The 25,381-nt window shown below is 62.2% G+C and carries 22 protein-coding genes and 2 pseudogenes; 13 read left to right on the top strand and 11 right to left on the bottom strand.

Going from position 1 to position 25,381, the window contains the following annotated elements:
* Positions 1–20: 20 nt before the first annotated feature.
* Positions 21–848: pseudogene (gene tnpC, locus ACOIX3_RS20515) on the top strand (IS66 family transposase); the annotation flags it as partial.
* A 229-nt stretch (positions 849–1,077) separates the two neighbouring features.
* Here the strand turns inward: tnpC (ACOIX3_RS20515) and ACOIX3_RS20510 are convergent.
* A complete protein-coding gene (locus tag ACOIX3_RS20510) occupies positions 1,078–2,082 on the bottom strand; it encodes an IS110 family transposase (protein WP_420969452.1) in 1,005 nt (334 codons plus the stop codon).
* A 60-nt stretch (positions 2,083–2,142) separates the two neighbouring features.
* Between ACOIX3_RS20510 and tnpC (ACOIX3_RS20505) the strand changes: the two are divergent.
* The 4 genes and pseudogenes from tnpC (ACOIX3_RS20505) to ACOIX3_RS20490 form a co-directional block, all read left to right on the top strand.
* A pseudogene (gene tnpC / locus ACOIX3_RS20505) lies at positions 2,143–2,907 on the top strand (IS66 family transposase); the annotation flags it as partial.
* Between the two features lie 42 nt (positions 2,908–2,949).
* Positions 2,950–3,756: a protein kinase domain-containing protein gene (locus ACOIX3_RS20500; RefSeq protein WP_420971609.1), complete on the top strand. Its 807-nt coding sequence runs from the start codon at positions 2,950–2,952 to the stop codon at positions 3,754–3,756.
* On the top strand, positions 3,753–4,568 hold the full coding sequence (locus ACOIX3_RS20495; protein WP_420971608.1) for a hypothetical protein: 816 nt from the start codon (positions 3,753–3,755) through the stop codon (positions 4,566–4,568). The genes ACOIX3_RS20500 and ACOIX3_RS20495 overlap by 4 nt, the downstream gene beginning before the upstream one ends.
* A gap of 15 nt (positions 4,569–4,583) precedes the next feature.
* Positions 4,584–5,360 (top strand): hypothetical protein, encoded by a 777-nt coding sequence (locus ACOIX3_RS20490; protein ID WP_420971607.1) that lies wholly within the window; start codon positions 4,584–4,586, stop codon positions 5,358–5,360.
* 221 nt (positions 5,361–5,581) lie between these two features.
* Here the strand turns inward: ACOIX3_RS20490 and ACOIX3_RS20485 are convergent, their stop codons facing one another.
* The 3 genes from ACOIX3_RS20485 to ACOIX3_RS20475 form a co-directional block, all read right to left on the bottom strand.
* The gene (locus ACOIX3_RS20485; protein ID WP_420971606.1) at positions 5,582–6,529 is read right to left on the bottom strand and encodes a helix-turn-helix domain-containing protein; all 948 of its coding nucleotides are present in this window, start codon (positions 6,527–6,529) and stop codon (positions 5,582–5,584) included.
* Positions 6,530–6,666: 137 nt separating this feature from the next.
* Positions 6,667–7,047 (bottom strand): hypothetical protein, encoded by a 381-nt coding sequence (locus ACOIX3_RS20480; RefSeq protein WP_375783029.1) that lies wholly within the window; start codon positions 7,045–7,047, stop codon positions 6,667–6,669.
* Between the two features lie 3 nt (positions 7,048–7,050).
* Positions 7,051–7,236, bottom strand: a complete 186-nt coding sequence (locus ACOIX3_RS20475) for a helix-turn-helix domain-containing protein (protein ID WP_375783030.1) — start codon at positions 7,234–7,236, stop codon at positions 7,051–7,053.
* Positions 7,237–7,915: 679 nt separating this feature from the next.
* Between ACOIX3_RS20475 and ACOIX3_RS20470 the strand changes: the two genes are divergently transcribed.
* From ACOIX3_RS20470 to ACOIX3_RS20455, 4 genes are all read left to right on the top strand, one after another.
* The gene (locus tag ACOIX3_RS20470; protein ID WP_420971605.1) at positions 7,916–8,656 is read left to right on the top strand and encodes a hypothetical protein; all 741 of its coding nucleotides are present in this window, start codon (positions 7,916–7,918) and stop codon (positions 8,654–8,656) included.
* Positions 8,657–8,767: 111 nt separating this feature from the next.
* Entirely contained in the window at positions 8,768–9,100 is a 333-nt protein-coding gene (locus ACOIX3_RS20465; protein ID WP_375783032.1) for a hypothetical protein, read from the top strand.
* On the top strand, positions 9,097–9,468 hold the full coding sequence (locus tag ACOIX3_RS20460; RefSeq protein WP_420971604.1) for a hypothetical protein: 372 nt from the start codon (positions 9,097–9,099) through the stop codon (positions 9,466–9,468). The genes ACOIX3_RS20465 and ACOIX3_RS20460 overlap by 4 nt, the downstream gene beginning before the upstream one ends.
* A complete protein-coding gene (locus ACOIX3_RS20455; protein WP_420971603.1) occupies positions 9,462–9,785 on the top strand; it encodes a hypothetical protein in 324 nt (107 codons plus the stop codon). Before ACOIX3_RS20460 ends, ACOIX3_RS20455 begins: the two co-directional genes overlap by 7 nt.
* A 157-nt stretch (positions 9,786–9,942) precedes the next feature.
* On the opposite strand, the gene ACOIX3_RS20450 is transcribed toward ACOIX3_RS20455, so the two are convergent.
* Positions 9,943–10,377 (bottom strand): hypothetical protein, encoded by a 435-nt coding sequence (locus ACOIX3_RS20450; RefSeq protein ID WP_420971602.1) that lies wholly within the window; start codon positions 10,375–10,377, stop codon positions 9,943–9,945.
* A gap of 100 nt (positions 10,378–10,477) precedes the next feature.
* Positions 10,478–11,695, bottom strand: a complete 1,218-nt coding sequence (locus ACOIX3_RS20445) for a tyrosine-type recombinase/integrase (protein WP_420971601.1) — start codon at positions 11,693–11,695, stop codon at positions 10,478–10,480.
* Between the two features lie 705 nt (positions 11,696–12,400).
* On the opposite strand from ACOIX3_RS20445, the gene ACOIX3_RS20440 reads away from it, so the two are divergent.
* Positions 12,401–12,688: a DUF5658 family protein gene (locus ACOIX3_RS20440; protein WP_420971600.1), complete on the top strand. Its 288-nt coding sequence runs from the start codon at positions 12,401–12,403 to the stop codon at positions 12,686–12,688.
* Between the two features lie 172 nt (positions 12,689–12,860).
* On the opposite strand, the gene ACOIX3_RS20435 is transcribed toward ACOIX3_RS20440, so the two are convergent.
* Entirely contained in the window at positions 12,861–13,754 is an 894-nt protein-coding gene (locus ACOIX3_RS20435; protein ID WP_420971599.1) for an alpha/beta fold hydrolase, read from the bottom strand.
* A gap of 147 nt (positions 13,755–13,901) precedes the next feature.
* Between ACOIX3_RS20435 and ACOIX3_RS20430 the strand changes: the two genes are divergently transcribed.
* Both ACOIX3_RS20430 and ACOIX3_RS20425 read left to right on the top strand, forming a co-directional pair.
* Positions 13,902–14,372, top strand: a complete 471-nt coding sequence (locus ACOIX3_RS20430) for a winged helix-turn-helix transcriptional regulator (protein ID WP_420971598.1) — start codon at positions 13,902–13,904, stop codon at positions 14,370–14,372.
* A gap of 85 nt (positions 14,373–14,457) precedes the next feature.
* Positions 14,458–14,625 (top strand): hypothetical protein, encoded by a 168-nt coding sequence (locus tag ACOIX3_RS20425; RefSeq protein ID WP_176531327.1) that lies wholly within the window; start codon positions 14,458–14,460, stop codon positions 14,623–14,625.
* Between the two features lie 12 nt (positions 14,626–14,637).
* On the opposite strand, the gene ACOIX3_RS20420 is transcribed toward ACOIX3_RS20425, so the two are convergent.
* Positions 14,638–15,456 carry an aminoglycoside phosphotransferase family protein gene (locus ACOIX3_RS20420; RefSeq protein ID WP_420971597.1) on the bottom strand — a complete coding sequence of 273 codons (819 nt, stop codon included), beginning with the start codon at positions 15,454–15,456 and terminating at the stop codon, positions 14,638–14,640.
* A gap of 199 nt (positions 15,457–15,655) precedes the next feature.
* Here ACOIX3_RS20420 and ACOIX3_RS20415 point away from each other — a divergent pair, with 199 nt between their 5' ends.
* A complete protein-coding gene (locus ACOIX3_RS20415) occupies positions 15,656–15,913 on the top strand; it encodes a hypothetical protein (protein WP_420971596.1) in 258 nt (85 codons plus the stop codon).
* Positions 15,914–15,927: 14 nt separating this feature from the next.
* Here the strand turns inward: ACOIX3_RS20415 and ACOIX3_RS20410 are convergent, their stop codons facing one another.
* From ACOIX3_RS20410 to ACOIX3_RS20400, 3 genes are all read right to left on the bottom strand, one after another.
* Positions 15,928–17,271 (bottom strand): PQQ-dependent sugar dehydrogenase, encoded by a 1,344-nt coding sequence (locus ACOIX3_RS20410; RefSeq protein WP_420971595.1) that lies wholly within the window; start codon positions 17,269–17,271, stop codon positions 15,928–15,930.
* A 138-nt stretch (positions 17,272–17,409) separates the two neighbouring features.
* Positions 17,410–18,903 (bottom strand): sensor histidine kinase, encoded by a 1,494-nt coding sequence (locus ACOIX3_RS20405; protein ID WP_420971763.1) that lies wholly within the window; start codon positions 18,901–18,903, stop codon positions 17,410–17,412.
* A 16-nt stretch (positions 18,904–18,919) separates the two neighbouring features.
* Positions 18,920–25,204, bottom strand: coding sequence for a HAMP domain-containing protein (locus tag ACOIX3_RS20400; RefSeq protein WP_420971594.1), 6,285 nt, complete (start codon positions 25,202–25,204; stop codon positions 18,920–18,922).
* Positions 25,205–25,381: the final 177 nt, after the last annotated feature.

Raw genomic sequence — 25,381 nt, 5'->3', positions numbered from 1 at the left:
AATATGGTTGATTCGTCCTCGTGACGACGCCCGCCGATCCGCTTCCCACCGACCTTGCCGCAGCACACGCGATGATCATTGCGCAGCGCGAGCAGCTGACGCTGGCGAAGAGCGAGGTGACCGTCGGCCGACTGGAGATCGAGCGGCTGAAGCTGATGCTGGCCAAGGCACGGCGAGAACAGTTCGGGCAATCTTCTGAGCGCGGCAAGCTGCTGGTCGAGCAGCTCGAACTCGCCATCGAGGATCTTGAAGAGACCCAGGCTGAGCAGGAAACCAAGGCCGAGCTCGCAGCGCCGGAAGCCGCCAAACAGCAGCGCGTGCAAAATCCACGGCCGCCGCGACGTCCGTTGCCGGACAATCTGCCGATCGAACGCATCGTCGAACCCGCTCCTTGCGTATGTGGCAAGTGCGGCAGCGAGCGACTGCACAAGCTCGGCGAGGTGGTATCGAAGACCCTGGAATGTGAGCCGCGGCGCTGGAAGATTATCGAGCATGTCCGCGAAAAGTTCTCCTGCCGGGATTGTGAGGCAATCACCGAGGCGCCGGCGCCCTCCCATCCGATCCCGCGAGGCTATGCCGGGCCGAGCCTGCTGGCGATGGTGCTGGTCAACAAGTTCCTGCTGCACCAGCCGTTGAACCGACAGAGCAAGACCTATGCCCGCGAAGGGATCGAGATCGACGTCTCGACCCTGGCGGATCGGATCGGCGCCTGCGTGGTGGCACTCGATCCCATCATTGAGGCAATCCGGATCCACGTCATGAGCGCGGAACGCATCCACGCCGACGATACGACGGTGCCGGTGCTGGCCAAGCTCAAGACGGTTACCGGCCGGATCTGGACCTATCTATGGACGGTCCCCGCTTTGCAAGGCCATTCGCTTTGTTCCGGCTAACGATCGTTTGCAGCTATCTATCCGGCTTTATGGCAATGCCACGAGCCTTGATGAGATCCGCGGATCGGCGCCCAATTATGTTGGCGAGCTCTGAAGCTCGATAGGTCCAACGGGCTTAGCCGACCCCGGTCCGACCGGTTGCCATCACTCTGCTTTTGCCCTCGCAAACGGAACCACGCTCGATCTATACTTGCGCGCGGTACTCTTCACCAGTGGCCATGATCGCCCAAGCGATCCGTGCGGTTTTGTGAGCAAGCGCCACCGTCACGACATTGAAGGGACGCCTGCCGAGCAGCTCTGTTATCCAGGTGTTGGTGACCTGATGGATACGGACGCGATGAACGGCCGCTCGGGCGCCATGTATCAGCAACTTACGAATGTAGCCGTCGCCGCGCTTACTGATACCACCCAAACGCTCCTTACCCCCGGTCGAATGCTGCTTCGGTACTAATCCAAGCCAGGCAGCGAAATGCCTTGCCGATGCGAACTGTTGTGGATGGTCGACAGACGCCGCCAGGGCGGTGGCGGCAAATGGGCCGACGCCCGCCACCTTCATGAGACGCCGACACACTTCATTGTCTTTGGCAGTTGCAAGGATCATCTTCTCGTAGCTTTCAATGTGTAGCTCAAGGTCTTCGATCTGATCGACAAGGATTGAAAGGGCGCTACGCGCGCTCTGTGGAATACGCTCGTCAACGTCCACGAGTGCCATGAGCTCTCTCGCGCTTGCTTTTCCCTTCCCGGTCACGATCCCCAACTCGCCCAAATGACCACGCAGAGCATTTATCGCGCCTGTGCGCTGTCGGATGAGCAAATCGCGCGCGCGATGGAGCATTAGAATTCCCTGCTGTTCGACAGTTTTTACAGGGACAAAGCGCATGCCAGGCCGTTGGACGGCTTCCCAGCACGCCTCCGCATCAGCAGCATCATGCTTGTTTGTCTTCACGTAGGCTCGTACGTAGCGGGCCGGCATAAGACGCGCTTTGTGTCCAAGCTTTATTAGTTCACGAGCCCAATGATGAGCACTGCCGCAAGCCTCAAGACCAACGAGACAACTTGGAAGCCGTGAAAAGAAATCCAGAACCTTGCCGCGGGCGAGCTTCTTGCGGATAATTTCTCCATCCGCCGTAATCCAGTGGATTTGAAACCAGCTCTTCGAGATATCAAGCCCGATTGTCGTCATAGCCATAACTTGTCCTCCTTGGGGTGCTCTTTCGCAGCTTATCAGGGCGGGGACCGTCCATCTCATTATGTTCGCGATGACCGGCCGTTTGGCGGCACGGATCCGCCGGCGGCCCTGTTCTACTACTCACGCAACCGGGCTGGAGAGCATCCGCAAAGCCATCTCGCCGGCTATGTGGGCCTGATGCAGGCCGATGCCTTCGATGGATATAACCAGCTCTACAAAGCCCAAAGGAAGCCGGCTCCGATCCTTGAAGCGGCCTGTTGGAGCCACGGCCGCAGAAAGTTCTTCGACCTGGCGAAATCTGGAGAGGCGCCGATTGCCAGCGAGGCCGTGCGACGCATCGATATCCTGTTCGAGATCGAGCGCACCATCAACGGCAAAACGCCAGAACAGCGGCTTGCGGTACGTCGAGAGAAGTCAGCACCAATCGTTGCTGATCTCGAGATCTGGATGCGCCAGCAGCGGACCTTGCTCTCATCAGGCAACGATACTGCAAAGGCGATCAACTACCTGCTCAACCGTTGGGCGGCGTTCACCCGCTTCCTGGACGATGGTCGCGTCTGCCTCTCGAACAACGCTGCCGAACGAGCGTTACGCGGTGTGGCTGTCGGAAGACGAAATTGGACCTTCGCCGGTTCAGATGCCGGCGGCCATCGCGCCGCCGCCGTCTATACCCTGATCGAAACCTGCAAGATGAACGACGTTGATCCGCAAGCCTGGCTCGCGGATGTGTTGGCCAGGCTTCCAGATCACCCCGTCAACAAAGTCGCCGACCTGCTCCCGTGGAATTGGAAGGCGACCCAACAGTCCAGAGCGGCTGCCGCCTGAGCGCCACGGCTGACCGGCGCGCCTGCCCGGGGTGCTGACCGGATGCGTACCGAAAAGCGCATGGACCGGGTCGTTCTTGCGCTAGCTTCCGGCGATTTCGTCACCGGCCCGAACTTGCAAGACCGGGTGCCTTACATCATCTTCGAGCTGGCCGACGGGGACGTTCGCAGGCGAGTTCGGCTCGTCGACTCGAAAGCGCGGCTCCAATGGGTATTCAGGGCGATACAGAACTCTGCCGTTGGCTTGCGTCAGCTGCATGCGGCAAAGGTGGCTCACCAAGACTTCAAGCCGTCAAACGTCCTTCAATTCGAGGCGCAGAAGGCGTTCAAGGTTGGTGACGTGGGCCGAGCCGTACAGGAGGGCGTCGCGGTCGCGCACGACCGCTTCGGGATCGCTGGCGACCCAACATACGCGCCGCCCGAACTGCTCTACGGCCATCTCGATCCCGACTGGCGCACGCGGCGGTACGGCTGCGACCTCTTTATGTTCGGCAGCCTGATTGTATTTTTCTTTCTGGGGCAAGGGGTCACCCCTCTCCTCATTAGCAAAATTGAGCTGGCCTATTTGCCGCGTTCTCGTGGCGGTAGCTGGTCGGGCACATATATGGATGTTCTCCCGATCGTACGAAGGGCTTTTGCTGATATTTTGGACGAGCTAGCAGCACTGGTGCCCAGTGAATTCAGGCCTGACGTGGTTAAGAGCGTGCGCGAACTATGCGAGCCGGATCCCGCGCTTCGCGGTCATCCGCTGACCCGCAGAACGAGCCAGTTTGATCTATCTCGCTACATCTCCTTGTTCGATCTACTGTCGACGAAGGCTGCGATATCCGCTCGGAGAGCCACTGCGTGATTCCGTCAGATGACATCAAACGTCAAGTCATTCCCCGGTGGCGGACGATCAGGGCAACGAAGGGTGCCGGCGAGTTCGGAAGCGCGCGCCTCCAACTGGAAAGCGATGCGGATCGATCGGTGTCGGTGCGCATAGCTGAGGAATTTGGTTCGCGTGTTGAGGAATGGCGAGAAGCGCGGGACGTTAGTGCTGCAGAAGAGCTCATAGCGATTGCAATCGTATCGGGCCAGACGTCCCATCCTGATGTCACGACTGCTGCTGAACTTATTCTAGCGGACCGTGAGGTTCTGTCGGGCTCCAAGGAGCTTGCTAGCCTAATAACGACTGCCGGCCCTCAAAACGATGGCGAGGTGCCGCTGGCATCTGAGACCGCCAGGATTCGGATTGAACTCGCGCGGCGCAAGCGCTTGTTGGAGCTTTACCCACGCGACGCACTGCTGCTCACTGAAACGGCTCTATTGTACACAAACCTCGGCATGACTGGACGAGCCAGTCAGCTACTGAGATCAGCGTTCGGCGTGGCGCCGAACAACCGATACGTATTGAGATCTCTGACTCGGTTTCTCGTTCATGCAAAGAGGCCGGAAATGGCCCTTGATTTCTTATCCAAGTCAGATGCATGGCAGGCTGATCCTTGGTTGCTGGCTGCCTTCGTCGCTGCAGAAGGCGTAGCCGGGAGGACCACAAGAGCTTGGCGCCAGACCAAACGCCTGCTGGCGGAAGAAAGATTTTCTGACTTTGAATTAGCGGAACTGCGGGCCGCAGCTGGTACGCTGCATCTCGAAGCTGGGAGCCATAGGCTCGCTCGCTAGATGTTTCGGAGCAGCATGGCAGAGCCAACTGAGAACGCCGTAGCGCAAGCTCATTGGGCCAGTCGTCGCGACTCCTCGATAGACGTTCATGCCGATGTGACGCCGAACACGTTTGAGGCGCTTGCTTTCGAGCAACAACTCGCGGGCAACTGGTCGGGCACGTTGGATGCCGTCACGAAATGGCTCGATATCGAGCCTTTCAGTGTGAGGCCGGCGGTTATGGGGTCTTTCGTCGCAGTAGCGCACCGCGGCGATGGAAAAGCTGGAGAAGAGTTCGCGAAAAGAGGCCTGATCGCGAACAAAGGCGACGCCATGCTTCATAATAATCTTGCCGTTTCGCTCGCGATACAAGGAAAGCTGGCGGAAGCATCTGCCGAATTGGAAACGGTGAAGTTTCGGCATGGTGCCGCCGAAGAGGCCGTAAACCTAGCGACGCGTGGACTCATTCAGATGAGAGCAGGCGCGGTCCATGAAGGTTCTCATCTTTACGGGCAAGCGATCGAACTCGCGCTGAAACTGAAGAACCCTATTTTGTGGTGCCGAGCGGCCGCCTTTTTCCTTCACGAATGCGCGCGATTTGACAAATCCGAAATCGAAGAGATGGCCGGCAAAGTTATGCGGGTCTACGATCGATTGAATCCAACGGTGAAGCTATCTGCAAATGATATCCCAGCGTTGATCGATAGAGCAAAGCGAACTTCGAGCGTAAGCGAGATGCTCGAAAAATTGGGCTCGTTTCGGAATGACTTTCTGGCCTTCCCGATTGACGATGCGGGCCAGCCTGACAAGTAGCTCGGACATGAGCCCACAAAGACCAGTGCGCCGTCGGTTCGATTTGTGGAGGGTAGCGGCCGAGGCTGAGCGGTGATGATAGGACAGCCGTTAGGGCACACTCGCCTGACCGAAGAGATTCACGATTGATGTCATACACGTGGGTTTCGGATGGGGCGGAGAAGAGATCCGACAAACTGTTTTTGGTGCAGCACCTTGCCCTCCCCGCTCGGCCTTCGGTTTCACAGCGCGTACCCTCCGCTCAGTTCACACGCTCTCACATGTTGGCTCAGGCTTAGGGCGAGATCGAACATCGTCAGTTCCTCTGCTGCTTCTCCCAGCTCATCGTTCCAGCGGCGTTTGGTCAGCCAAGTCGACGCCATCGGAATAAATCTGCCATCCTCCGGCTTCCTCCTGAGCCTGCGCTGCCAATGCTCCCGCAGTCGTTCCGCAACTTTGATGATTTTTCCGGCATCTTCACCTGACCGGACGATGGTCCGAAATTTCTTCAGAGCCTCCGGTTTGCCGTGTGCGCCAACCCGCTTGGGATAGGCTCGCCAGAATAGCTCCTCGAAAACTTGATCTATCTCGTGATCGGTTGGTCTCGCACTCGCAAGCGCAGAGCGCGCGAGAGAGAATCCATCAAGGTTAGAATCTTCATCTATTAAGGTTAGAGCGACACCTGTGTCGCCTTTTTGCGGCTCTGGAGCGACAGAGGTGTCGCCTTTTGGGCGATTATAGGCGACCGGGATGTTGTGCTCTATCGCGATCGGGCCGGTTTCGATGTCGCCCTTCTGAGATAGTGACGCCGCCCCTGCCCTAGTCCTCTCGCGGCCGGTCAGCTCGATGTCGCCACCTTCCTTCGGAAACGCCATGCTGTAGACATTGGAATGGCCGCGCCCACGCGCTCGTTGCACGATGAGGAAACCGCGCCGCTCAAGGCGATTGACCGCCCGCTCGACGCTGCGGACGCACACATCGCAACGATTAGCGATCGTCTCCCGGCTCGGAAACGCTTTGCCGGTCCCGCTGTTCAAGTACTTGCCGATCGTCATCGCAACAGCCAGGGCGATACGGTCTCGGGCAAACCGATCGCTAAGCGCGTCGTGCCATTTCAGTTTTCGGACGAAAAACTCGCTGCGTTTCGCAGCGGCCTTGATGGTGGTGATGCTTTCGACGCGCATAGTCATTTTCGACGATTCCGCTTTGTTGACGGGCATCGTCAGAGCGAGACTTGATTTCTAGCTGACGCTGAATCATATTGCTCACCGCTGAAGCGACGCCCCTTGCATGGATAGTTTCAGTTTGTCTCTCGAGCTCGCACAGTTCACAGGCTGTGCGGGCTCTTCTTTTTGCTGTGCCCAAGGGCTGCTGCTACCGGCGCGGCCGGCTTGCGCTCGACCACCTGCGAGGCAATTGGTTTTTTCCGCTTGTAGCGATGCGGCCCGGACTCGCCGTTCTCGCGGCGGTACGAGTAGCGCGGCAACGCGGATAGGATCGTGACGGCGGCCGGATCGATGTCGCCACAGCGGTGTCTGACGAATTCGAGCAGCATTTCGCGACTCCGGATAGCGTAGAGGCCGCGCCATGCTCCGTCTTCATCTAGCTGTTCGATCCTCCACGCCGCGCATTTCCACACACCCTTGTCGTGGACGAAGGTCACGCGCCAGTCCGCGTTGAGCTGCGCGACAAGAAGCCTTTCGGTCATGATTCACTCGGCTGCGATCAGACGGTGCTTGGGTTCGTAGCTCGGCAAGTCCTCCAGCCAGCGCTGAAGATCCTCGCGCAGGATCAAGGTTTTTTTGCCGAGCTTACGCGCGCGCAGAGCGCCTGAATCGACGGCCTTGTAAAGCGTGTTGCGCCCGACCCTCGCAACTAGGCACGCTTCATCGATCATGAAACACAGCGGCTCTATGTGCTCCGGCGGTAAGGGAGCGATCTGCCGCGATACAAAGGGTTTCCGTTGGTCCATAGCACATTGCCTTTCCCCCGGAAAAACCGGGGTTAGTTGGCGGGCGCGGACCGTCTGTGAAACGGGGCGACCGGCAAGTGCTCCTGTGGACGGATGCAAGCAATCACAAAGAGCGTACGCGCGCTAGTCCGGTAACAAGGAAAATTTTGCGCGCGCGGTTGGCCGACATCCTGATCGCGCGCATGACGGTTGGGGCAGTTGCTAGGACAGCGTCGAGCGCGCGGCGACAATCATCGGAAAAGCACGGCCGGCGCGCGCCATGTGTGGCGGACAGCATCTCCGCCTTCCGAAGCAATGACCCGCTGCGCCATGACTCGAAACGCAGCGGGCATCGCGATCGACGGCGCGTACATCCGGCGCCGCATCTCGACTCAAAAAGATCGCCCGCCGGTTTGGGACGGCGGGCGATCCAACACGAAGAGGACTGCGGTCACGATCAGCAACGATCTTGGAGACCATGATCATCATCGCACGATATCGAAGCGTGCACAACATCGCGCAACTACAGGGTAACAAGGGCGAAGGAAGTCGCGCGCGATCGCGACATGCTGTAGGTTTGCAATTCACAGGAGCCACATCACGCAACCCACAAAGGACTGTGAAAATGGCTGACGAAAAGAACGAGACTCTCGATGCCGAGAAGTTGCTGGCCGGGCTCACTGCGCTCGCAGATGCATTCTCCGCTCACACCGAAAAAGTCGATGCGAAACTCGCGGAGATCGAGCGACGATGCGACGCCGTCATCGAGTCGCGGGGCGTGGGCGGCCGGATGGACGGAGGCGATGATTGTGTAATGGCTGAACGGGTCGCAGCCGACGCAGTTGGTCATGGAGAGTTCGCGGCGTTGGCATCGCGTGTAGGCCAGCTTCATGACCGCATGTATCGCAAGACGGACGTCGACAAGCTCGCGGAGACGCAATCGCGCTGTGACAGCGTTTTCCGGGCTCTGGGCGGCCCGGCTGAGCCGCCGATGAACGGTGAGAACCACGTCGACTATGAAATTCGCCTGCACCGCCAATTGCAGAAGCACAGCGCGCGGTGGAAGGGCGCCGACCTGAGATCCCTGAGCAACGATCAGAGGGTGCTTTCGAACGTATGCGCTGACATCCGTGCAGATGCTTTGCAGGCCGGTCTCAATCCGCCCGACCTGAAGCCGTTCGAGCATCGCATGATCGTCGAACGTCCGGAGTCCGGCCATACCGTTCGGCGCTTTATCGGCAACGGCACGATCTACGCGCAAATGTCTCGGCGGCCCATGCGAGTGCGTTCGTTCGGCGCCGACGATCGGTATGGCCGCTCGGCTGGCGGCAGTGTTCAAGCGGCCGGTGCGTCCAGCCCCGTGTAACGTCAAAGCAGAATGGCTGCCTCGCGTAAAAACGCGGAGAGAACGCGGGGGCGCCCGTTCGCCCCCGGCAATGCCGGCCGACCGAAAGGCGCTCGGAACAAGACGACGGTCATGGCTGAGGCGTTGCTCAGCCAGGACATCGAGGCCGTGATCGGCAAAGTTGTCTCAAAGGCGAAGCGCGGAGACATGCAGGCGGCCCGATTGATCTTGGACCGCGTCATGCCGCCGCGCCGGGGCCGCACCGTGCGGTTTCCGTTACCGAAGATGGAAACCTCGGCCGACGTCGTTAGCGCACTGGCGGCCGTCGCAAAGGCGATGGCGGCGGGGCAGCTCTCGCCGGCTGAGGCCGTAGAGGTCGCTGGCGTCATTGAAATGCAGCGGCGCGCGATCGAAACGCAACAGTTGGAGACCAGACTCCACGCACTAGAGGATCGATTTAGATGACCAACGATCTCATTCGCCGTCTTGAGGCATTGGAGCGCCGGATGAATGCAGAACGACCTTCGGGCACGTTGCCGCCGGGCGGTCCGCTTCGAGTGACGATTATCCACGGCGGGCTGCCGCCGGGCGATCCGCTGTTTGCCACGGCGGGCGCTCATGAATGGCTGCGCGAGCCGGGAGAAGACCTCGATGCATTCGCTGATCGGGCGCGCGCGGCCGCGCTGGAGCTGAAGGAGCCGCTGCTGGTGATTGGCGGCCTGCCGGCGACGCAGGCGCAACAGGACGTAGCGATGGCTGCTTATGACGCGTGGCTGCTGACCGACGATGGCGTCCCGCCGTGCGAGCCATCGCGTGGGGTGCCCCGATGGTAGCCACCCACACGAAGCGCGAGAAAGCCGAGCCCAACGACGATCGCGGCCCCGGAGGCCAACGGTCGCTCCACATGTTTGGCGACGTCGGGCCGCCAATTGAGGCGCCCGACTGGAGACCGCGCATCTGCGGAAACCCCGAGGAGCGTCTAGCGGCGGCCTTTCTCGCGATGGGCAGAGATTACGGTGGACCGCTGTCCGCTGACATTGTGGTGCACGCTGTGTTCAAAGAGCTGCACGCCGTGCTCACGGCTCCGGCCGCTCACTCCGGCATCGAAGCAACCGCTGAGGTTGAGGGGGTGTTGTCGCCATCCAATTGATCTGGCTCGTGCGGCCATCTCGATGCTAGGGCCTGCGTTGGGGCACGCACGCCCTCCCCATGGGATTGTTGATTGATTTCAGTGACCTTAGGCTTCCGATGTGGCGGACGAAGCGTCCGCCCACTGTCGCACGCCCGGTTAGGACCATGAGCGGACATTAGTCGCCGCAAAATAAATCGCGAGCTTTGTCGAGATCGTCTTTTTCCGCTACGAAATCTGCGAGCCGCGCCAATGCATCGATTTGCGTCCGATTGGACAGGTACGCGTTTGCAGAAAAATATCCGTACGAGTTGCCCGATCGATCCACAATGATTGGCGCCGATGATGAGTATTTATTCCAAGGGCTGTCGCCGGAATATTTCGATCCGAAGTTTCCGTAAGCATTCCAAATGCTGTCGGCGCTATATTTGGAACCGACGTCGCCGTACTTGTTGCAAATCGACCCTGAGTCATACCTGTTGCAATTGAAACAACCCAAAAAGACCTTATGGTCTTTGCCTCCGAACAATAAGAGTGCCGGAGTTTGAGCGCTGGCATTGGTCGCAACTGCGACCGCAAGGACTAGCGACAGCAAATAGAATACGCGCGTCATAGTTCATCCCTTGCCGCTAGGCAGGCTGGCACGTTGCCGCCCGCTCAACACGCGGCAGCCTACCATAGCGCGTCAAAAGCGAAATCCAGCGTGGACCGCACTACAGCTTTGTTGGACGCACATTTTGTCTGCCGCTGAACTGGACCACCTTGTTATTCTTGGGCGTTGAGCAAAACATCGCCCAAGCTTCCATAAGCTTGCGCCGCTTCTCGAATAGATCACCGCGCCGATACGCGGCTTCCACCTTGCTTTCGATCACATGGGCAAGTGCAGCCTCGCACACCTCCCTGCTAAAGTTGGTGCACTCGGAAGCCCAATCTCTAAACGAACTGCGAAAGCCGTGCGGCGTTGCGTCTTCGATCTTCATGCGACGAAGCATCATTTCCATCGCCATTCCCGACAGCGGCTTCTTAGGCTTGTGACCGGGGAAAACATACTCGCCGACTCGGACCTCGTTCAGCGCCCTCAAAATCTGGACCGCGCGCTTCGGTAGCGGGACTCGATGCTCGATGCCGCCCTTCATCCGCTGCGGCGCCACAGTCCACACGCCGCGATCGAGATCGATTTCTTCCCAACGTGCGCCCAGCACTTCGCCGGTGCGGGCTGCGGTGAGAATCGCAAATTCGAGCGCGCTCGCCGCGACGGCTTGGCGAGACTTCAAGTCGCTCATGAATGCCGGGACATCCGCATAGGCCATCGCCGCGTGATGGCCTCGCGTCAGCTTGGATTGCTTCGGCAACAGATGGTCTAGGTGCCCGCGCCAGCGCGCCGGGTTTTCGCCAGCCCGCAGCCCTTGCGCCTTGGCGGCATCCAGAACCTTTTCGATCCGACCACGAAGGCGAGAAGCCGTCTCCGGTTTGCTCTGCCAGATTGGCTTGAGGACTTCGAGCACGTTATCAACGCTCACCTCCCCTACGGGTAGGCGTCGAAGGGGGGCGGCATAGTCTCGGAGGGTCATTGTCCACTGCGCAGCGTGCTTCTCGTTGCGCCACGACGGTTTCATGGTCTCAATTAGCCGGTCAGCGCATTCGCCGAATGTGGAGCCTCCTGCCGGCTTCCGAGCGCCCTTTGGATTGACACCTTCTGCGATCTGCGCGCGCGCCTCGCCGGCAAGCTCTCGTGCGCGTGCCAGCGACACATCGCGCGCGGAGCCGAACCCCAGCTCGGTAGGCTTTCCGTGCCAGCGATACAGGAAGGTCCAGCGCCGGCCGCCGTTCGGCGAGATCGAAAGATACAAGCCGCCGCCGTCAGCATGACGGCCGAATTCCTTGATCGTTGCGACCGATCTCGCGTTGAGCCGGTTGATTTTCCGAGCCATCGCTCCCTCCCTCTGCCCTACTTCGTGCCCTAGCACTTCCGCCGGATTGTAGAGGAGGACGACAAACAACGAAAGACAGGCGTAACAAGAAACCCCTATGAAATAGGCACTTTTGCAAACAACAGAGGACACAAGGAAGCGTTGGCAATGGATAGTACGAAGGACACCCCTTCCGCCAGATCACTGCGTGCCGCCGCTTTGCGATGTGGCGTATGCCGCAACGGTTGAACCCTTCGGCTTTCTCTCCATCGCAGCGTTGGCATGCTGCGCGATTGTGTGGTTGGGCGCCAACATGGAACGGACAGAGCTGCTCCGTCCGTTCATATGGCCGGGACGCAGATGCTATTCGCTCTACCTATTCCACATGGTTGTCTACGACGTGTTCTTTGGCTTCGGCCGTCCGCTTGCAGGTTGCCTTGCGCTTCCGGTTGTCTGCGTCTCGTCCGGAGATCACCTGGCGCACGATCGAGTCCCCGCTGATCGGCCACGCGAGGAGAAGATTTGCGAGAGCCGGGCCAGGGACGATCAGGGGCGGTGGTGTCGTTTAGCGCAAATGCAAGGGGGGTAACCGGAGCGGCGGTATGCTGACTGGCTGGGAGCCCATCCAGGTGCCGCGGTTGAATCCCCTGCCCAAACCAACAATTAACGAATCAGCTTGAATGATGGGGTCGTTGCCAGTCTGGCGCTCGGCACCGAGGGGCTGAAATGAATTGGGTCAAGGCACTGCTGCTGCTCTCCGTGCTGCTCCTTGGATGCGCGGACCTCGCGACCACCAACCGGATTTTGGAGCTCGGGTTCGGCGAGGCAAACCCGTTCATGGAGATGGCCCAGACCTGGTTAGGCGCCTGGTGGCTGATCCCGAAATTGGGTTTGACGTTCCTCGTCATCGCGTTGCTTTGGCGCAGCCAAAGCCTTTCCAGGATCGCCTTTGTGGTGGCGTTTTGCTCAACGCCTGTCATCAACAACCTCGTCATTATCGCGGGCGCGAGCTGAACCACCGACACGCCAATCGAGATTTAGCGATGTGACCGTCCTGCTCGTTCCGTGCGAGCAAGCGTGACCCGATCAACGCCCGAACCCTCTGCCGCCTAACCAGCGCCATTGCTGCCCTGCCCCCGCGCATGCGATCGCGCACGCAGTCAGGTCTGCCGGATGAACTCCGCGATCAGGCCGCCGATTTCCTCCGGGGCATCCTCAAGACAGTAATGCCCGACGCCGGCAAGGCGCTGACCGGTGCCGCCGGGAAGATCGCGGAAAACAGCGGCAGCAAATGCTCTGCGCCCAGTGTGCGGTCCGCCTCGCCCCAGATGGCGAGCGCTGGCTTGCCGCGGATCGCGCGGTCGGCGGTGGGATCCGGCGCGTCGAACCTGTGCGCACCGGTCGCAAAGCCCCTGGCCCATCCGATCGCCCCGAGGCAGTCGGCCGGGCGTGCGAAGGGTGCGCCGTAGGCGGCGAGCCAGGCGTCGGTGATGACGGCGTTGTTCTCGAAGCCGTTGAGCTTGAGCGTGCTCAGGATGTTGAAGCCGAGTTGGCCGAGAACCGGCTCGAGCTCGCCGTTCGCCTCGGCCTTCGCAATCCATTGAAACCACGGCGAAGCCAGCGCATTGGCGGTGACGCGCTCGAACAGATCGCTCTGCCCGAACGGCGTCGGCCCGTTGGCCGAGATGATGCGGCGGATGCGATCCGGATGCCTCACCGCGAACCCCATGCCGACGGGGCCGCCGAAGTCATGCATGACCAGCGTGATGTCGGTGAGATCGAGCGCAAGGACCAGCGCTTCGAGATTGTCGACATGGTCCTGCAGCCAATAGCTGCGCTCTGCCGGCGTCGCGCTCTTGCCGAACCCCATGTGATCCGGAACGATCACGCGCCGCGTCGCGCTGACGGCCGGCACCAGATGGCGAAACAGATAACCCCAGGTCGGTTCGCCATGAAGGCAAAGCACCACCTCGCCGTCCCGCGGGCCCTCGTCGACATAATGCATCCGGAAACCTGGCGCCGCGCTGAAATGCGGCGCGAACGGAAAGGTGCCGTCGAAGGTGGCGTCGGACTGGATCATGGCTCGGCCTCGGATGGTTTTAGATTGAAACCACCGTGTACGGCTTGTGGTTTTACTTTGCAACCGATATATCGAGGTCCCGACGAGGCGGTCCTTCGGGCCGCGCACCGATCAGAATGTGGATTGAGGAGCGTCAGGCGGACCACGATGGCGAAGCGAGTGAGCCACAGGGACTCGATGTGCGGCGTGGCCCGGCCGCTGGATGCGATCGGAGACTGGTGGTCGCTGTTGATCGTCCGCGATGCATTCGACGGGCTGCGCCGGTTCGGCGAATTTCAGAAGAGCCTCGGGCTTGCCAAGAACATCCTCTCCGCCCGGCTCCGTAATCTGCTGGCGCACGGAATCATGGAGACCGTGCCTGCGGCGGACGGCAGCCCGTATCAGGAATATGTGCTGACCGAAAAGGGACGCGGGCTGTTCCCGCTCCTTGTCGCGCTCCGGCAGTGGGGTGAGGATTTCTTCTTCGAGCCCGACGAGGCGCATGTGCTGCTGGTTGATCGAAAGAACGGACTGCCGGTGCGCCGGCTCGAGCTGAGAGCGCAGGACGGACGCGTCGTCGGCGCAGAAGACACCTTGGTGCGGCTGCCGCAGTCTTCACCTGAGAACGGCAGCGCGTGAGACGCGCGTGCGCCATGCGGGACCGCTGTCAGCAACCGGATCTTAACCCTCCTTGCCGCAGCATCCGCGCGTGGAGGTTCGACCAATGCAGACATTCCGGATTTCGCTGAGCGATGGGGAGCGAAAATTCCACACGGCGATTCAGGCGCCGGATCCCGCGTCCGCACGCATCAAGGCGGCCTATTTCTTCGACATATCGAAGTGGCGGATCTTGAGTGTGTCGCTGAGCGGAGCCAGCGCCGCCGCGGCGTAGTCGCTGCGCGCCCTACGCCATCCGGTCGAGTTCAGCCGCGGCAAGGTTTGCAATCTGCAGGTCGATTTCGGCGAGCGGATCGTCATCGCCGAGGAACCATGCTGCCGACAAGCCGGTCCAGGCGACGATCCATGACAGCAAGCGCCGACGATCCAGCTTTGCTGCTTCCACGACGATGTCGAGACGCCGTGCAAATCGTCCGCGTTCGGTTGCGACCGGCCCTGCCGGATCGGCCAGATCCGGATTGGTGAAGATGTTGGCGAAGTCGAAGCCGCGCTCGCCGACGAGATGCTTGGGATCGATCGCAAGCCAACCGCGCGCGCCGAAGTCGAGCACATTGTCGTGGTGCAGATCGCCGTGCAGCACCACGATCTCGCTGACATCGCCGAACAGCGCTTCGGCGATGTCAGCCGATCGGTTCAGGATGCCGCCATGCGCCCTCGCCGCCGGCCACAGTTCGCGAAACCAGTCCTTCAGTGGCGTCAGGTCCGGCCGCGGTTTCGTTCGCCGGGCGTGAAGCCGATCGGCCGTTGCACAGAGAATCCTGCAGGCCTCATCGTCCCGGCCGGTTCGCGCCATGTCGCCGAGCGAAGCGGTACCCATCGCCCGTTCGAGCAGGAGCGCCTCGCCGTCACGCGCAAGGACACGCGCCGCACCGTCGCCATCCCACCACTCCATGACGATGGCGCCGAGGCGCTCGTCCGGCTCGTTCGAGAGCTTGAGCATTGCCGGATCGCCGTGCCGCCGCACCGGCAGCAACCGTGCGGCGTGCGTTACGATCGGATCGCCGTCGGGGACGAGGCTCCAGGCCGAGAGATAGGGTTCGAACATCGGGCGGGCTGACCGGGTGGTGAAGGGACGCAACCGTCGTTCTAAGCATTGCCCGCGCGCGCCGCCACGCTGGTTCCCTGCGGCGCATCGTGGCAGGGCCGCGCCAACCGGTTCCTGGCCGCCTGCCCATGTTGGCTGATGACAGCCCCCACCCTTCTCGCGCTACAATGTCGCAGCCGGTGCGACGGAGGGTGTGGTGATGCCGCGAAAGGGAATTACCGGACACGACGAGTGGGTGGTCACGGAAGCTCTGGCCACCGCGCTGGTCGCGCTCGAGCAGTTGCCGTCGAAGCATCAGCCGCGCGCGCATATGGAGGACGTCCGGAAGCTCCTGACCGCGAGATGTGAGGCCGGAGCCGTCACGCTGCATCTTGCACAAGCCAAGTGCCGGTTGTTTCCCGATACCGATCCCCTGACCATCTATGAGGAATACGGCCTCAAGGATGGGCTGGGGTAGCGGCCGCCGAACGGTTAGTCGTGGCTGACGCGCCAGATCGTGCCGTTGCCGTCTTCGGAGACCAGCAGCGCGCCGTCCCGCGCCACGGTGACACCCACCGGACGGCCCCAGACCTCATTGTCGCCGATGACAAAACCGGTGACGAAATCCTCGTACTCGCCGGTCGGCATCCCGTCCTTCAACCTGATGCGAATGATCTTGTAGCCGGTGCGCTTCGCGCGATTCCACGAGCCGTGTTCGGCTGCAAACGCATCGCCGCGATATTCGACCGGAAAGCTGCTGCCGGTGTAGAAGGTCAGGCCGAGTGAAGCCGAGTGCGCCTGCAACAACACGTCGGGAATCGTGACCTTGTCCTTGAGGTCGGGCCGCGCGCCGGCATGCGCCGGATCTTCGTTGGCGCCGATATAGTACCAGGGCCAGCCGTAGAACGCGCCCTCGCGGACACGCGTCACATAGTCGGGCACGAGATTGTCGCCGCGGCCGTCGCGCTCGTTGGTCGAGCACCATGGCGTGCCGCTTCCAGGCTGGATCGCAAGTCCGACGCAGTTGCGGATACCGGTGGCGAACAGTTTCTGGTTCTTGCCGTCGGGATCGAAGGCCAGCACAGCCGCACGGTCGGTTTCCGATCCCCAGGCCGCGCCAAGCGCGTGATCGCGGCTCCAGCTTTCGATACCTTCCGGCGGCCGGCCAAGGCCTTCGCCTGCGTTGCCGGCGGAGCCGACCGACACCAGCATGCGCTTGTCGTCTGGCGTGAACACGATGTCACGCGTCGAATGGCCGTAGCCGTGCGGAAGATTTGCGACAATGCTCTCAGGCTTTCCCGACGCCTTGAGATCGCCGTTGCGGTAGGCAAAGCGCACGACGCTGTCGGTGTTGGCGACGTAGAGCCATTGCGGATTGTCGCCGTTTGGAAAGAACGCGATGCCGAATGGCCGGTTCAGTCCGGTTGCGTAGACCTCATTGGTCGCCGGCCTGGTGGCGCCGTCGGCGCTGCGCAGGACGCGGATGCGGCCGGAGCTGGTTTCCACGACGAAGATATCGCCGTTGGGCGCGGTCCGGATAATGCGCGGACCACTCAGCCCGCTCGCAAACAACTCGGCCTTGAACCCCGCCGGCGCCTGCGGCACCGCCGTTGCGGGGCGCGACACGACGCGGGACGAATTGCTGCTGGAGGCCGTTGCGCCCGGCTTGGGCAAGTCCTGCGGCGTGATCAGACGCACTGTGCCCGGTCTGTCGCGCTGCCAGTCGCCGAACGCCTCCGCGCCTTTCAGCACAGGTTCAGCGCCCGACCGCGCGATGCTGGTCGCTGCGAGGATGACGACGGAAATGCAGGCGCCGGCAAGATTTGTCTTACGCATTTGCTCTCGCGCGAGGTCCCTGTCAGACGCGCAGCTCATAGCGCAGTTCGCCCGCAAGCTGCGTTCACAATGTCGTCCGCATCAATGTTCATCGGGAGGCGCCGTCACATCAGCAGGCGAGCTGCTCCGCAGAATGCACTACACGGCCCTGGAACGGACCATGGGCTTGCGCTCGGCCGTCGTCGGGTCGCGGAACGCCGGCGTATCTCCAACAAGCGGCTTGAGGGGAACCGTGAGCCGGCAGATCAGGCCCTCGGCACGCCAATCGAAGTCGGCCCGTCCGCCGAGTTGGGTCTCGATGCTGGCGATGACACTTCGTGTGCCGAAGCCTTTCTGCTTGGGCTTGGTCACCGGAGGCCCGCCGGATTCCACCCAGGCCAGGATCAGGGTGTCGTCCGCCACTTCCCAGGTGATCGCGAGCCGGCCCGGCAACACCGACAGGCTGCCATATTTGGCGGAGTTGGTGACGAGCTCGTGCAGCGCCAGTGCCAGCGTCTGCGCGGTCGCGGGCTGCAACTGCACCTCTCCGCCGGCGATCCGGATCTGCCCGGCCTCGGAATAAGGCGCGATCTCCTCGGTCACCAGCCGCCGGATTTCGGCGCCCTGCCAGCTCGACAGCGACAGCACGGTGTGAACCCGCGCCAGCGCCGTGATGCGGCCCTCGACCGCCCGCACATAGGCGGTCACGTTCTGCGCGCGCGTCAGGCGCACGATCGACTGCGCCAGCGCGAGCGCGTTCTTTGCGCGATGGTCGACCTCGCGGGTCAACAGGCTCTGCCGTTCCTCGGCCTTCTTGCGATCGGTGATGTCGACGGTGACGCCGCTGACCCGCACCACCCTGCCGCTCCTGTCGCTGGTGGCCGCAGCCGTGCCGACGCACCAGCGGATCTCGCCGTCGGGCCGCACGACGCGGAATTCGGCCTCATAGGAGGTGTGGCCGTTGCCGAAGCCGGTCCAGCCCTGGCGGAGTTGTTCGACATCGTCGGGATGAAACAGCGCTTGGATATTGTCGGAGTTCAGTGCGAAGGACTTCGGATCGACGCCGAAGATCTTGTATTGCCCTTCGTCCCACATCCAGTCGCCGTTGACCCAATCCCAGTCCCACGAGCCCATCTTGCCCGCGGCAATCGCCATGCTGCGGCGCGCCTCGCTCTCGACCAGCCGTGTGGTCGACTGCTCGAGTTCGGCGGTGCGCGCGCGCACCCGGTCCTCGAGCTCGGCATTGAGGCGCTCAAGTTGCCGTGTCTTGCGGTAGAGCTCGGCGAACACGCGGATTTTTGCGCGCAGCACTTCCGGCACGACCGGCACCGGCACGTAGTCGACCGCGCCCATTTCGTAGCCGCGCAGCCGGTCGATGTCGCTGACCTGGATTGCCGAGATGAAGATCATCGCGGTCTTTTGAAAGCGCGGATGCTCGCGGATCATCGCCGCGAGTTCGAAGCCGTCCAGCTCGGGCATGCAGACGTCGACCAGGATGACCGCGACTTCGTTCTTGAGCAGGAACTCCAGCGCCTCGCGGCCCGACGAAGCGGCAACCAGCGTCTCGCCGAGCTCCTTCAGGATGACCTCATAGGCCAGCAGCTTGGCCGGCTGATCATCGACCAGAAGGATGTTCACCTTTTCATGGTCCATCATGTTCGATCGCCGATCAGCGGTGCAGCCACATGCGGATCGCCAGCAGCAGTTGCTCGGTGTTCACGGGTTTCGCCAGATAATCGGATGCGCCTGCTTCCAGGCATTTCTCCCGGTCACCTTTCATCGCCTTCGCGGTCAGCGCGATGATCGGCAGCCGCGCAAAGGCGGGATTTTGCCGGATGGCGCCGATGGTCTGGTAACCGTCCATCTGCGGCATCATGATGTCCATCAGCACGATCGCGATCTTCGGATTGGACTCGACCAGCGAGATCGCCTCGTGACCGGTTGTCGCAGTCAACACCTTCATACCTCGCCGCTCCAGCACGCTCGACAGCGCGAAGATGTTGCGGGCGTCGTCGTCGACCAGAAGCGCGGTCTTGCCAATAAGATCCTCATCGGAACTATTGAGCTTCTCCAGCATCCTCTGTTTTTCGACAGGCAATTCCGTGATCACACGGTGCAGGAACAGTGACGTTTCGTCGAGCAGACGTTCCGGCGACTCCACGCCTTTGACGACGATGCTGCGCGCCATCGTATGCAGTTCCGCGTCCTCTTCGGCCGAAAGTTCCCGGCCGGTAAACACCACAACGGGAATATTGGCGAGCGTCTCGTCGTTGCGGATATGATCCAGCACCTCGAAGCCGCTCATGTCGGGCAGGCGCAGATCGAGCACGACGCAGTCGCACGGGTGCTCACGCAACGTTGCGAGCGCCCCTGCCCCGGTTCCGCTGGTCACGATCTCGATATCCTCGTGGCCGAGCAACTCGGTGATGCTGAGCTGCTCCGCCGCATTGTCCTCCACAATCAGCAGACGCTTACGACGCGGTCTGGCGTATTCCTTGATCTGCGACAGCGCCGCGCTGACGCCCTCGGTCGTGGTCGGCTTGTTGACGAAGGAGAAGGCGCCGCGCGCCAGCGCATGTTGCCGGTCCTCGTCGAGCGTAATGATCTGGACCGGAATGTGACGGGTCAACGGATTGTGCTTGAGCTGGCTCAGCACCGTCCAACCCAGCATGTCCGGCAGGAAGACGTCGAGCGAAACCGCGCTCGGCTGGAACTGCTTAGCGAGATCGAGCGCCTCGGCGCCGCGGCTTGCGACCAGAACCTTGAAGCCCTTGTCGCGCGCCAGATCGATCAGCACCCGCGCGTAATGCGGGTCGTCCTCGACGATCAAGAGGATCGTGTCGCCGGGCTCGAGATCGAGCCGGTCGTCCGCCAGCTGCTCGATCACGCGCTCCTGTGCGCCTGACGACTGCAGCGCCGGCGCCGCCGTGTGCGGCATCGCCAGCGCCTGCGGGCGCAACGCCACCGACGGTCCGGCATATTTCAGCGGCAAATAGAGCACAAAGGTCGAGCCTTTGCCCGGCGCGCTTCGCAGATGAATTTCGCCACCGAGCAGGCCGGCCAGCTCGCGGCTGATGGCAAGGCCAAGGCCCGTGCCGCCATATTTGCGGCTGGTACCGGCGTCGGCCTGCTGGAACGCCTCGAAGATCAGCTTCTGCTTGTCCTGGGGAATGCCGATGCCGGTATCCGACACTTCGAATGCGACGACGGCCGATGCGGCGTTCAGGATCGGATGCTCGGCGCTCCAGCCGCCGAGTGCGGCCGACACGGTCAGGCTGACGCCGCCGTCCGCGGTGAACTTGAACGCATTCGACAGCAGGTTCTTCAGCACCTGCTGCAGCCGCTTGGAGTCCGTCACCATGCTGCGCGCAAGGTTGCCGTCGACATCGATGCTGAAGGAGAGATGCCGGTTCTCCGCCTCGTGCCGGAACGGCCGCCCGACGGTCTCGAGCAGGCTCGAGGTGAGGATTTCCTCGGCATCGACCGTCACCGTGCCGGACTCGATCTTGGACAGATCGAGGATGTCGCTGATCAGGTTCAAGAGGTCGGTGCCGGCGCCATGAATGGTGCGGGCGAACTCGACCTGCTTGCCGGTCAGATTGCCGTCCGGATTTTCGGTGAGCTGCTGGCCCAGGATCAGGATCGAGTTCAGCGGCGTGCGCAGCTCGTGCGACATGTTGGCGAGGAATTCGGACTTGTACTTCGAGGTCAGCGACAGCTCGGTCGCCTTCTCCTCCAGCGCGCGGCGGGCCTGCTCGATTTCCTGGTTCTTGCGCTCGACGTCGACGTTGCGCTCGGCCAGCTGCTGGGCCTTCTGCTCGAGCTGGTCGTTGGTCTGCTGCAACTCCTTCTGCTGGGTCTGCAGTTCGCCGGCGAGCTGCTGCGACTGCTTGAGCAGCGCCTCGGTCTGCATCGTCGCCTCGATGCTGTTGAGCACGATGCCGATGCTGTCGGTCAGCTGTTCGAGGAAGGTGATCTGCGATGTCGTGAACGACGAGATCGAGGACAGCTCGATCACCGCCTTGACCTGGTTCTCGAACTGCACCGGGAACACGACGAGGTTCTTCGGCATGATCCGCATCAGCGCTGAATTGATCGGCACCGCGTCGCCGGGAATATCCGAGACGAGGCGCTGGCGCTTGTCGAGCGCGCACTGGCCGATCAGCCCCTCGCCAAACTGGACGATTTGCGGATGCGGATTGCTGCTGTCGCTGGCATAGGCCGACAGCAAGCGCAGCTGCGCATTCTCGGGATTGTCGACCTGGTAGATCACGCCCATATGCGCGTTGATCAGCGGCGCCAGCTCGGTCAGCAGCAGGCGGCCGACGGTCGCAAGATCGCGCTGGCCCTGCAGCATGTTGGTGAAGCGCGCCAGATTGGTCTTCAGCCAGTCCTGCTCGGTGTTGCGCTCCGTGGTGAGACGGAGGTTGCCGATCATCGTGTTGATGTTGTCCTTGAGCTCCGCGACTTCGCCGCGCACGTCGACCTGGATCGAGCGCGTCAGGTCGCCCTTGGTCACGGCGGTCGCCACTTCCGCGATCGCGCGCACCTGGGAGGTCAGGTTGGCCGCCAGCAGGTTGACGTTGCCGGTCAAGTCCTTCCAGGTGCCTTCGGTGCCGGGCACGTTGGCCTGACCGCCGAGCCGGCCCTCGACGCCGACTTCACGCGCCACGCTGGTCACCTGTTCGGCGAAGGTCGCCAGCGTCTCGGTCATGTTGTTGATGGTGTCGGCGAGCGCGGCCACCTCGCCCTTCGACTTCACTGTGAGATTTTGCTTCAGGTCGCCGTTGGCGACCGCGGTCACCACCTTGACGATACCGCGCACCTGCTCGGTCAGATTCGCCGCCATGACGTTGACGGTGTCGGTGAGGTCCTTCCAGGTGCCGGCAACACCGCGCACCTCGGCCTGACCGCCGAGCTTGCCCTCGGTGCCGACTTCGCGCGCGACGCGCGTCACCTCGCCGGCGAAGGCGTTGAGCTGGTCGACCATCGTGTTGATGGTGTTCTTCAGCTCGAGGATCTCGCCCTTCACGTCGACCGTGATCTTGCGCGACAGGTCTCCGCGCGCCACGGCGGTAGTCACTTCCGCGATGTTGCGGACCTGCGTGGTCAGGTTCGCGGCGAGAAGGTTGACGTTGTCGGTGAGGTCCTTCCAGGTACCGCCGACGCCGGGCACCACGGCCTGGCCGCCCAGCCGCCCCTCGGTGCCGACCTCGCGCGCCACGCGCGTCACTTCGGCGGCGAACGAGCGCAACTGCTCGACCATCGTGTTCAGGGTGTCCTTGAGCAGCAGGATCTCGCCGCGCACGTCCACCGTGATCTTCTTCGACAGATCGCCGCCGGCGATCGCGGTCGCGACCTCGGCGATGTTGCGGACCTGCGCCGTGAGATTCGACGCCATGAAGTTGACGTTGTCGGTCAAATCCTTCCAGGTGCCGGCTACGCCAGGCACTTCGGCCTGGCCGCCGAGCTTACCTTCGGTGCCGACCTCGCGCGCGACGCGCGTGACTTCGCCGGCGAAGCCGTTGAGCTGGTCGACCATCGTGTTGATGGTGTTCTTCAGCTCGAGGATTTCGCCCTTCACGTCGACCGTGATCTTGCGCGACAGGTCGCCGCGCGCCACGGCGGTCGTCACTTCGGCGATGTTGCGGACCTGCGCGGTGAGGTTACCCGCCATCGAGTTGACGCTGTCGGTCAGGTCCTTCCAGGTGCCGGCGACGCCGGGCACGTTGGCCTGGCCGCCGAGGCTGCCGTCGGTGCCGACCTCGCGCGCCACGCGCGTCACCTCGCCCGCGAAGCGGTTGAGCTGGTCGACCATCGTGTTGAGCGTTTCCTTCAGCTGAAGGATCTCGCCGCGGACGTCGACCGTGATCTTGCGCGACAGGTCGCCGCCGGCGATCGCGGTCGCGACCTCGGCGATGTTGCGGACCTGCGCCGTGAGGTTGCCGGCCATCGAGTTGACGCTGTCGGTCAAATCCTTCCAGGTGCCGGCGACGCCGGGCACCTCGGCCTGGCCGCCGAGCTTGCCGTCGGTGCCGACCTCGCGCGCCACGCGCGTCACTTCGCCGGCGAAGGCGTTGAGCTGGTCGACCATCGTGTTGAGGGTTTCCTTCAGCTGAAGGATTTCGCCCGACACGTTCACGGTGATCTTCTTCGACAGGTCGCCCTTCGCCACCGCGGTCGCGACCTCGGCGATGTTGCGGACCTGGGCCGTCAGGTTCGAGGCCATCGAGTTGACGCTGTCGGTCAAATCCTTCCAGGTGCCGGCGACGCCGCGCACCTCGGCCTGGCCGCCGAGCTTGCCTTCGGTGCCGACCTCGCGCGCCACGCGCGTGACTTCGCCGGCGAAGGCGTTGAGCTGGTCCACCATCGTGTTGATGGTGTCCTTCAGCTCGAGGATTTCACCGCGCACGTCCACCGTGATCTTCTTCGACAGGTCGCCATTGGCGACCGCGGTGGTGACGCCTGCGATATTGCGGACCTGCGCGGTCAGGTTCGACGCCATGAAGTTGACGTTGTCGGTCAAATCCTTCCAGGTGCCGGCGACGCCGAGCACGTTAGCCTGGCCGCCGAGCTTACCCTCGGTGCCGACCTCGCGCGCCACGCGCGTCACTTCGGACGCAAACGCGTTGAGCTGGTCGACCATCGTGTTGAGCGTTTCCTTCAGCTGAAGGATTTCGCCCGATACGTTCACCGTGATCTTCTTCGACAGGTCGCCGCCGGCGATCGCGGTCGCGACGTCGGCGATGTTGCGGACTTGCGCGGTCAGGTTCGACGCCATGAAGTTGACGTTGTCGGTCAGGTCCTTCCAGGTGCCGGCGACGCCGGGCACCTGGGCCTGGCCGCCGAGCTTGCCTTCGGTGCCGACTTCGCGCGCCACGCGCGTCACTTCCGAGGCGAACGAGTTGAGCTGGTCCACCATCGTGTTGATGGTGTCCTTCAGCTCGAGGATCTCGCCGCTGACGTCGACCGTGATCTTGCGCGACAGGTCACCGCGCGCCACGGCCGTAGTCACGTTGGCGATGTTGCGGACCTGAGCGGTCAGGTTGCCGCACATCGCGTTCACCGAGTCGGTCAGGTCCTTCCAGGTGCCGGCAACGCCGGGCACGATCGCCTGGCCGCCGAGCTTGCCGTCGGTGCCGACCTCGCGCGCCACGCGCGTCACTTCGGAAGCGAATGAACGCAGCTGATCGACCATCGTGTTGATGGCCTCCTTCAGCTGCAGGATCTCGCCGCGGACGTCGACCGTGATCTTCTTGGACAAGTCGCCGTTGGCGACCGCGATCGTCACCTCGGCGATGTTGCGGACCTGGCCGGTCAGGTTGTTGGCCATCGAGTTGACGCTCTCGGTCAGGTCCTTCCAGACGCCGGTCACCTCCGGCACCTGGGCCTGACCACCGAGCTTGCCCTCGGTGCCGACTTCACGCGCCACGCGCGTGACCTCGGAGGTAAACACCGAGAGCTGCTTGATCATCGTGTTGACGATGTTCGCCGACTGCAGGAATTCGCCGCGCAGCGGCCTGCCCTCGACGTCGAGCTGCACGGTCTGCAGCAGGTCGCCCTGCGCCACCGCGGCGACCGCACGGGTGACTTCGCGGGTCGGCCACAGCAAATCGTCGATCAGGGTGTTGACCGAGCTTTCCATATCGGCCCAGGCGCCGCTGGCGAGGCCGAAATTGACGCGCTGGCGGGTCTGTCCCTCACGGCCGACGACCTGTCCGACGCGCGCCAATTGCTGCGCCATGCGCTCGTTGGCGGCTGCGATTTCGTTGAAGGCGTCGGCGATCTTGCCGTCGATACCGAGATAGTCGCCACGCATCCGAACCGAGAAGTCGCCACCGCGCATCGCCTGCAGCGATTGCAGCAGATCGTGCGAGGAATCGAGGCTTCCGTTCGATGATTGGGTGCGGCGTGTATCAGCACGGGGACGAGGCGGCGAACCGAGATCGGTCATGTAATTTCCCCTACGCGCTGGCCACGAATCCAGGGACTCGGAGAAGCCAGTGTGACCATAAGAATGACTGCCCTTGATCTATTCAAGCGGGAAAACGCCAAAACCGCGATTTGTGACGCAAACCGAGGGGCTTAATCGCCAATGGAACCAAAAGTTCCAATGCGCATTGGAACTTTT

The organism is Bradyrhizobium sp. B120 (assembly GCF_049075665.1).
Taxonomy (GTDB): domain Bacteria; phylum Pseudomonadota; class Alphaproteobacteria; order Rhizobiales; family Xanthobacteraceae; genus Bradyrhizobium.
The sequence above is the reverse complement of the archived record's forward strand: the minus strand, read 5'-3'. Positions and strand labels throughout refer to the sequence as shown.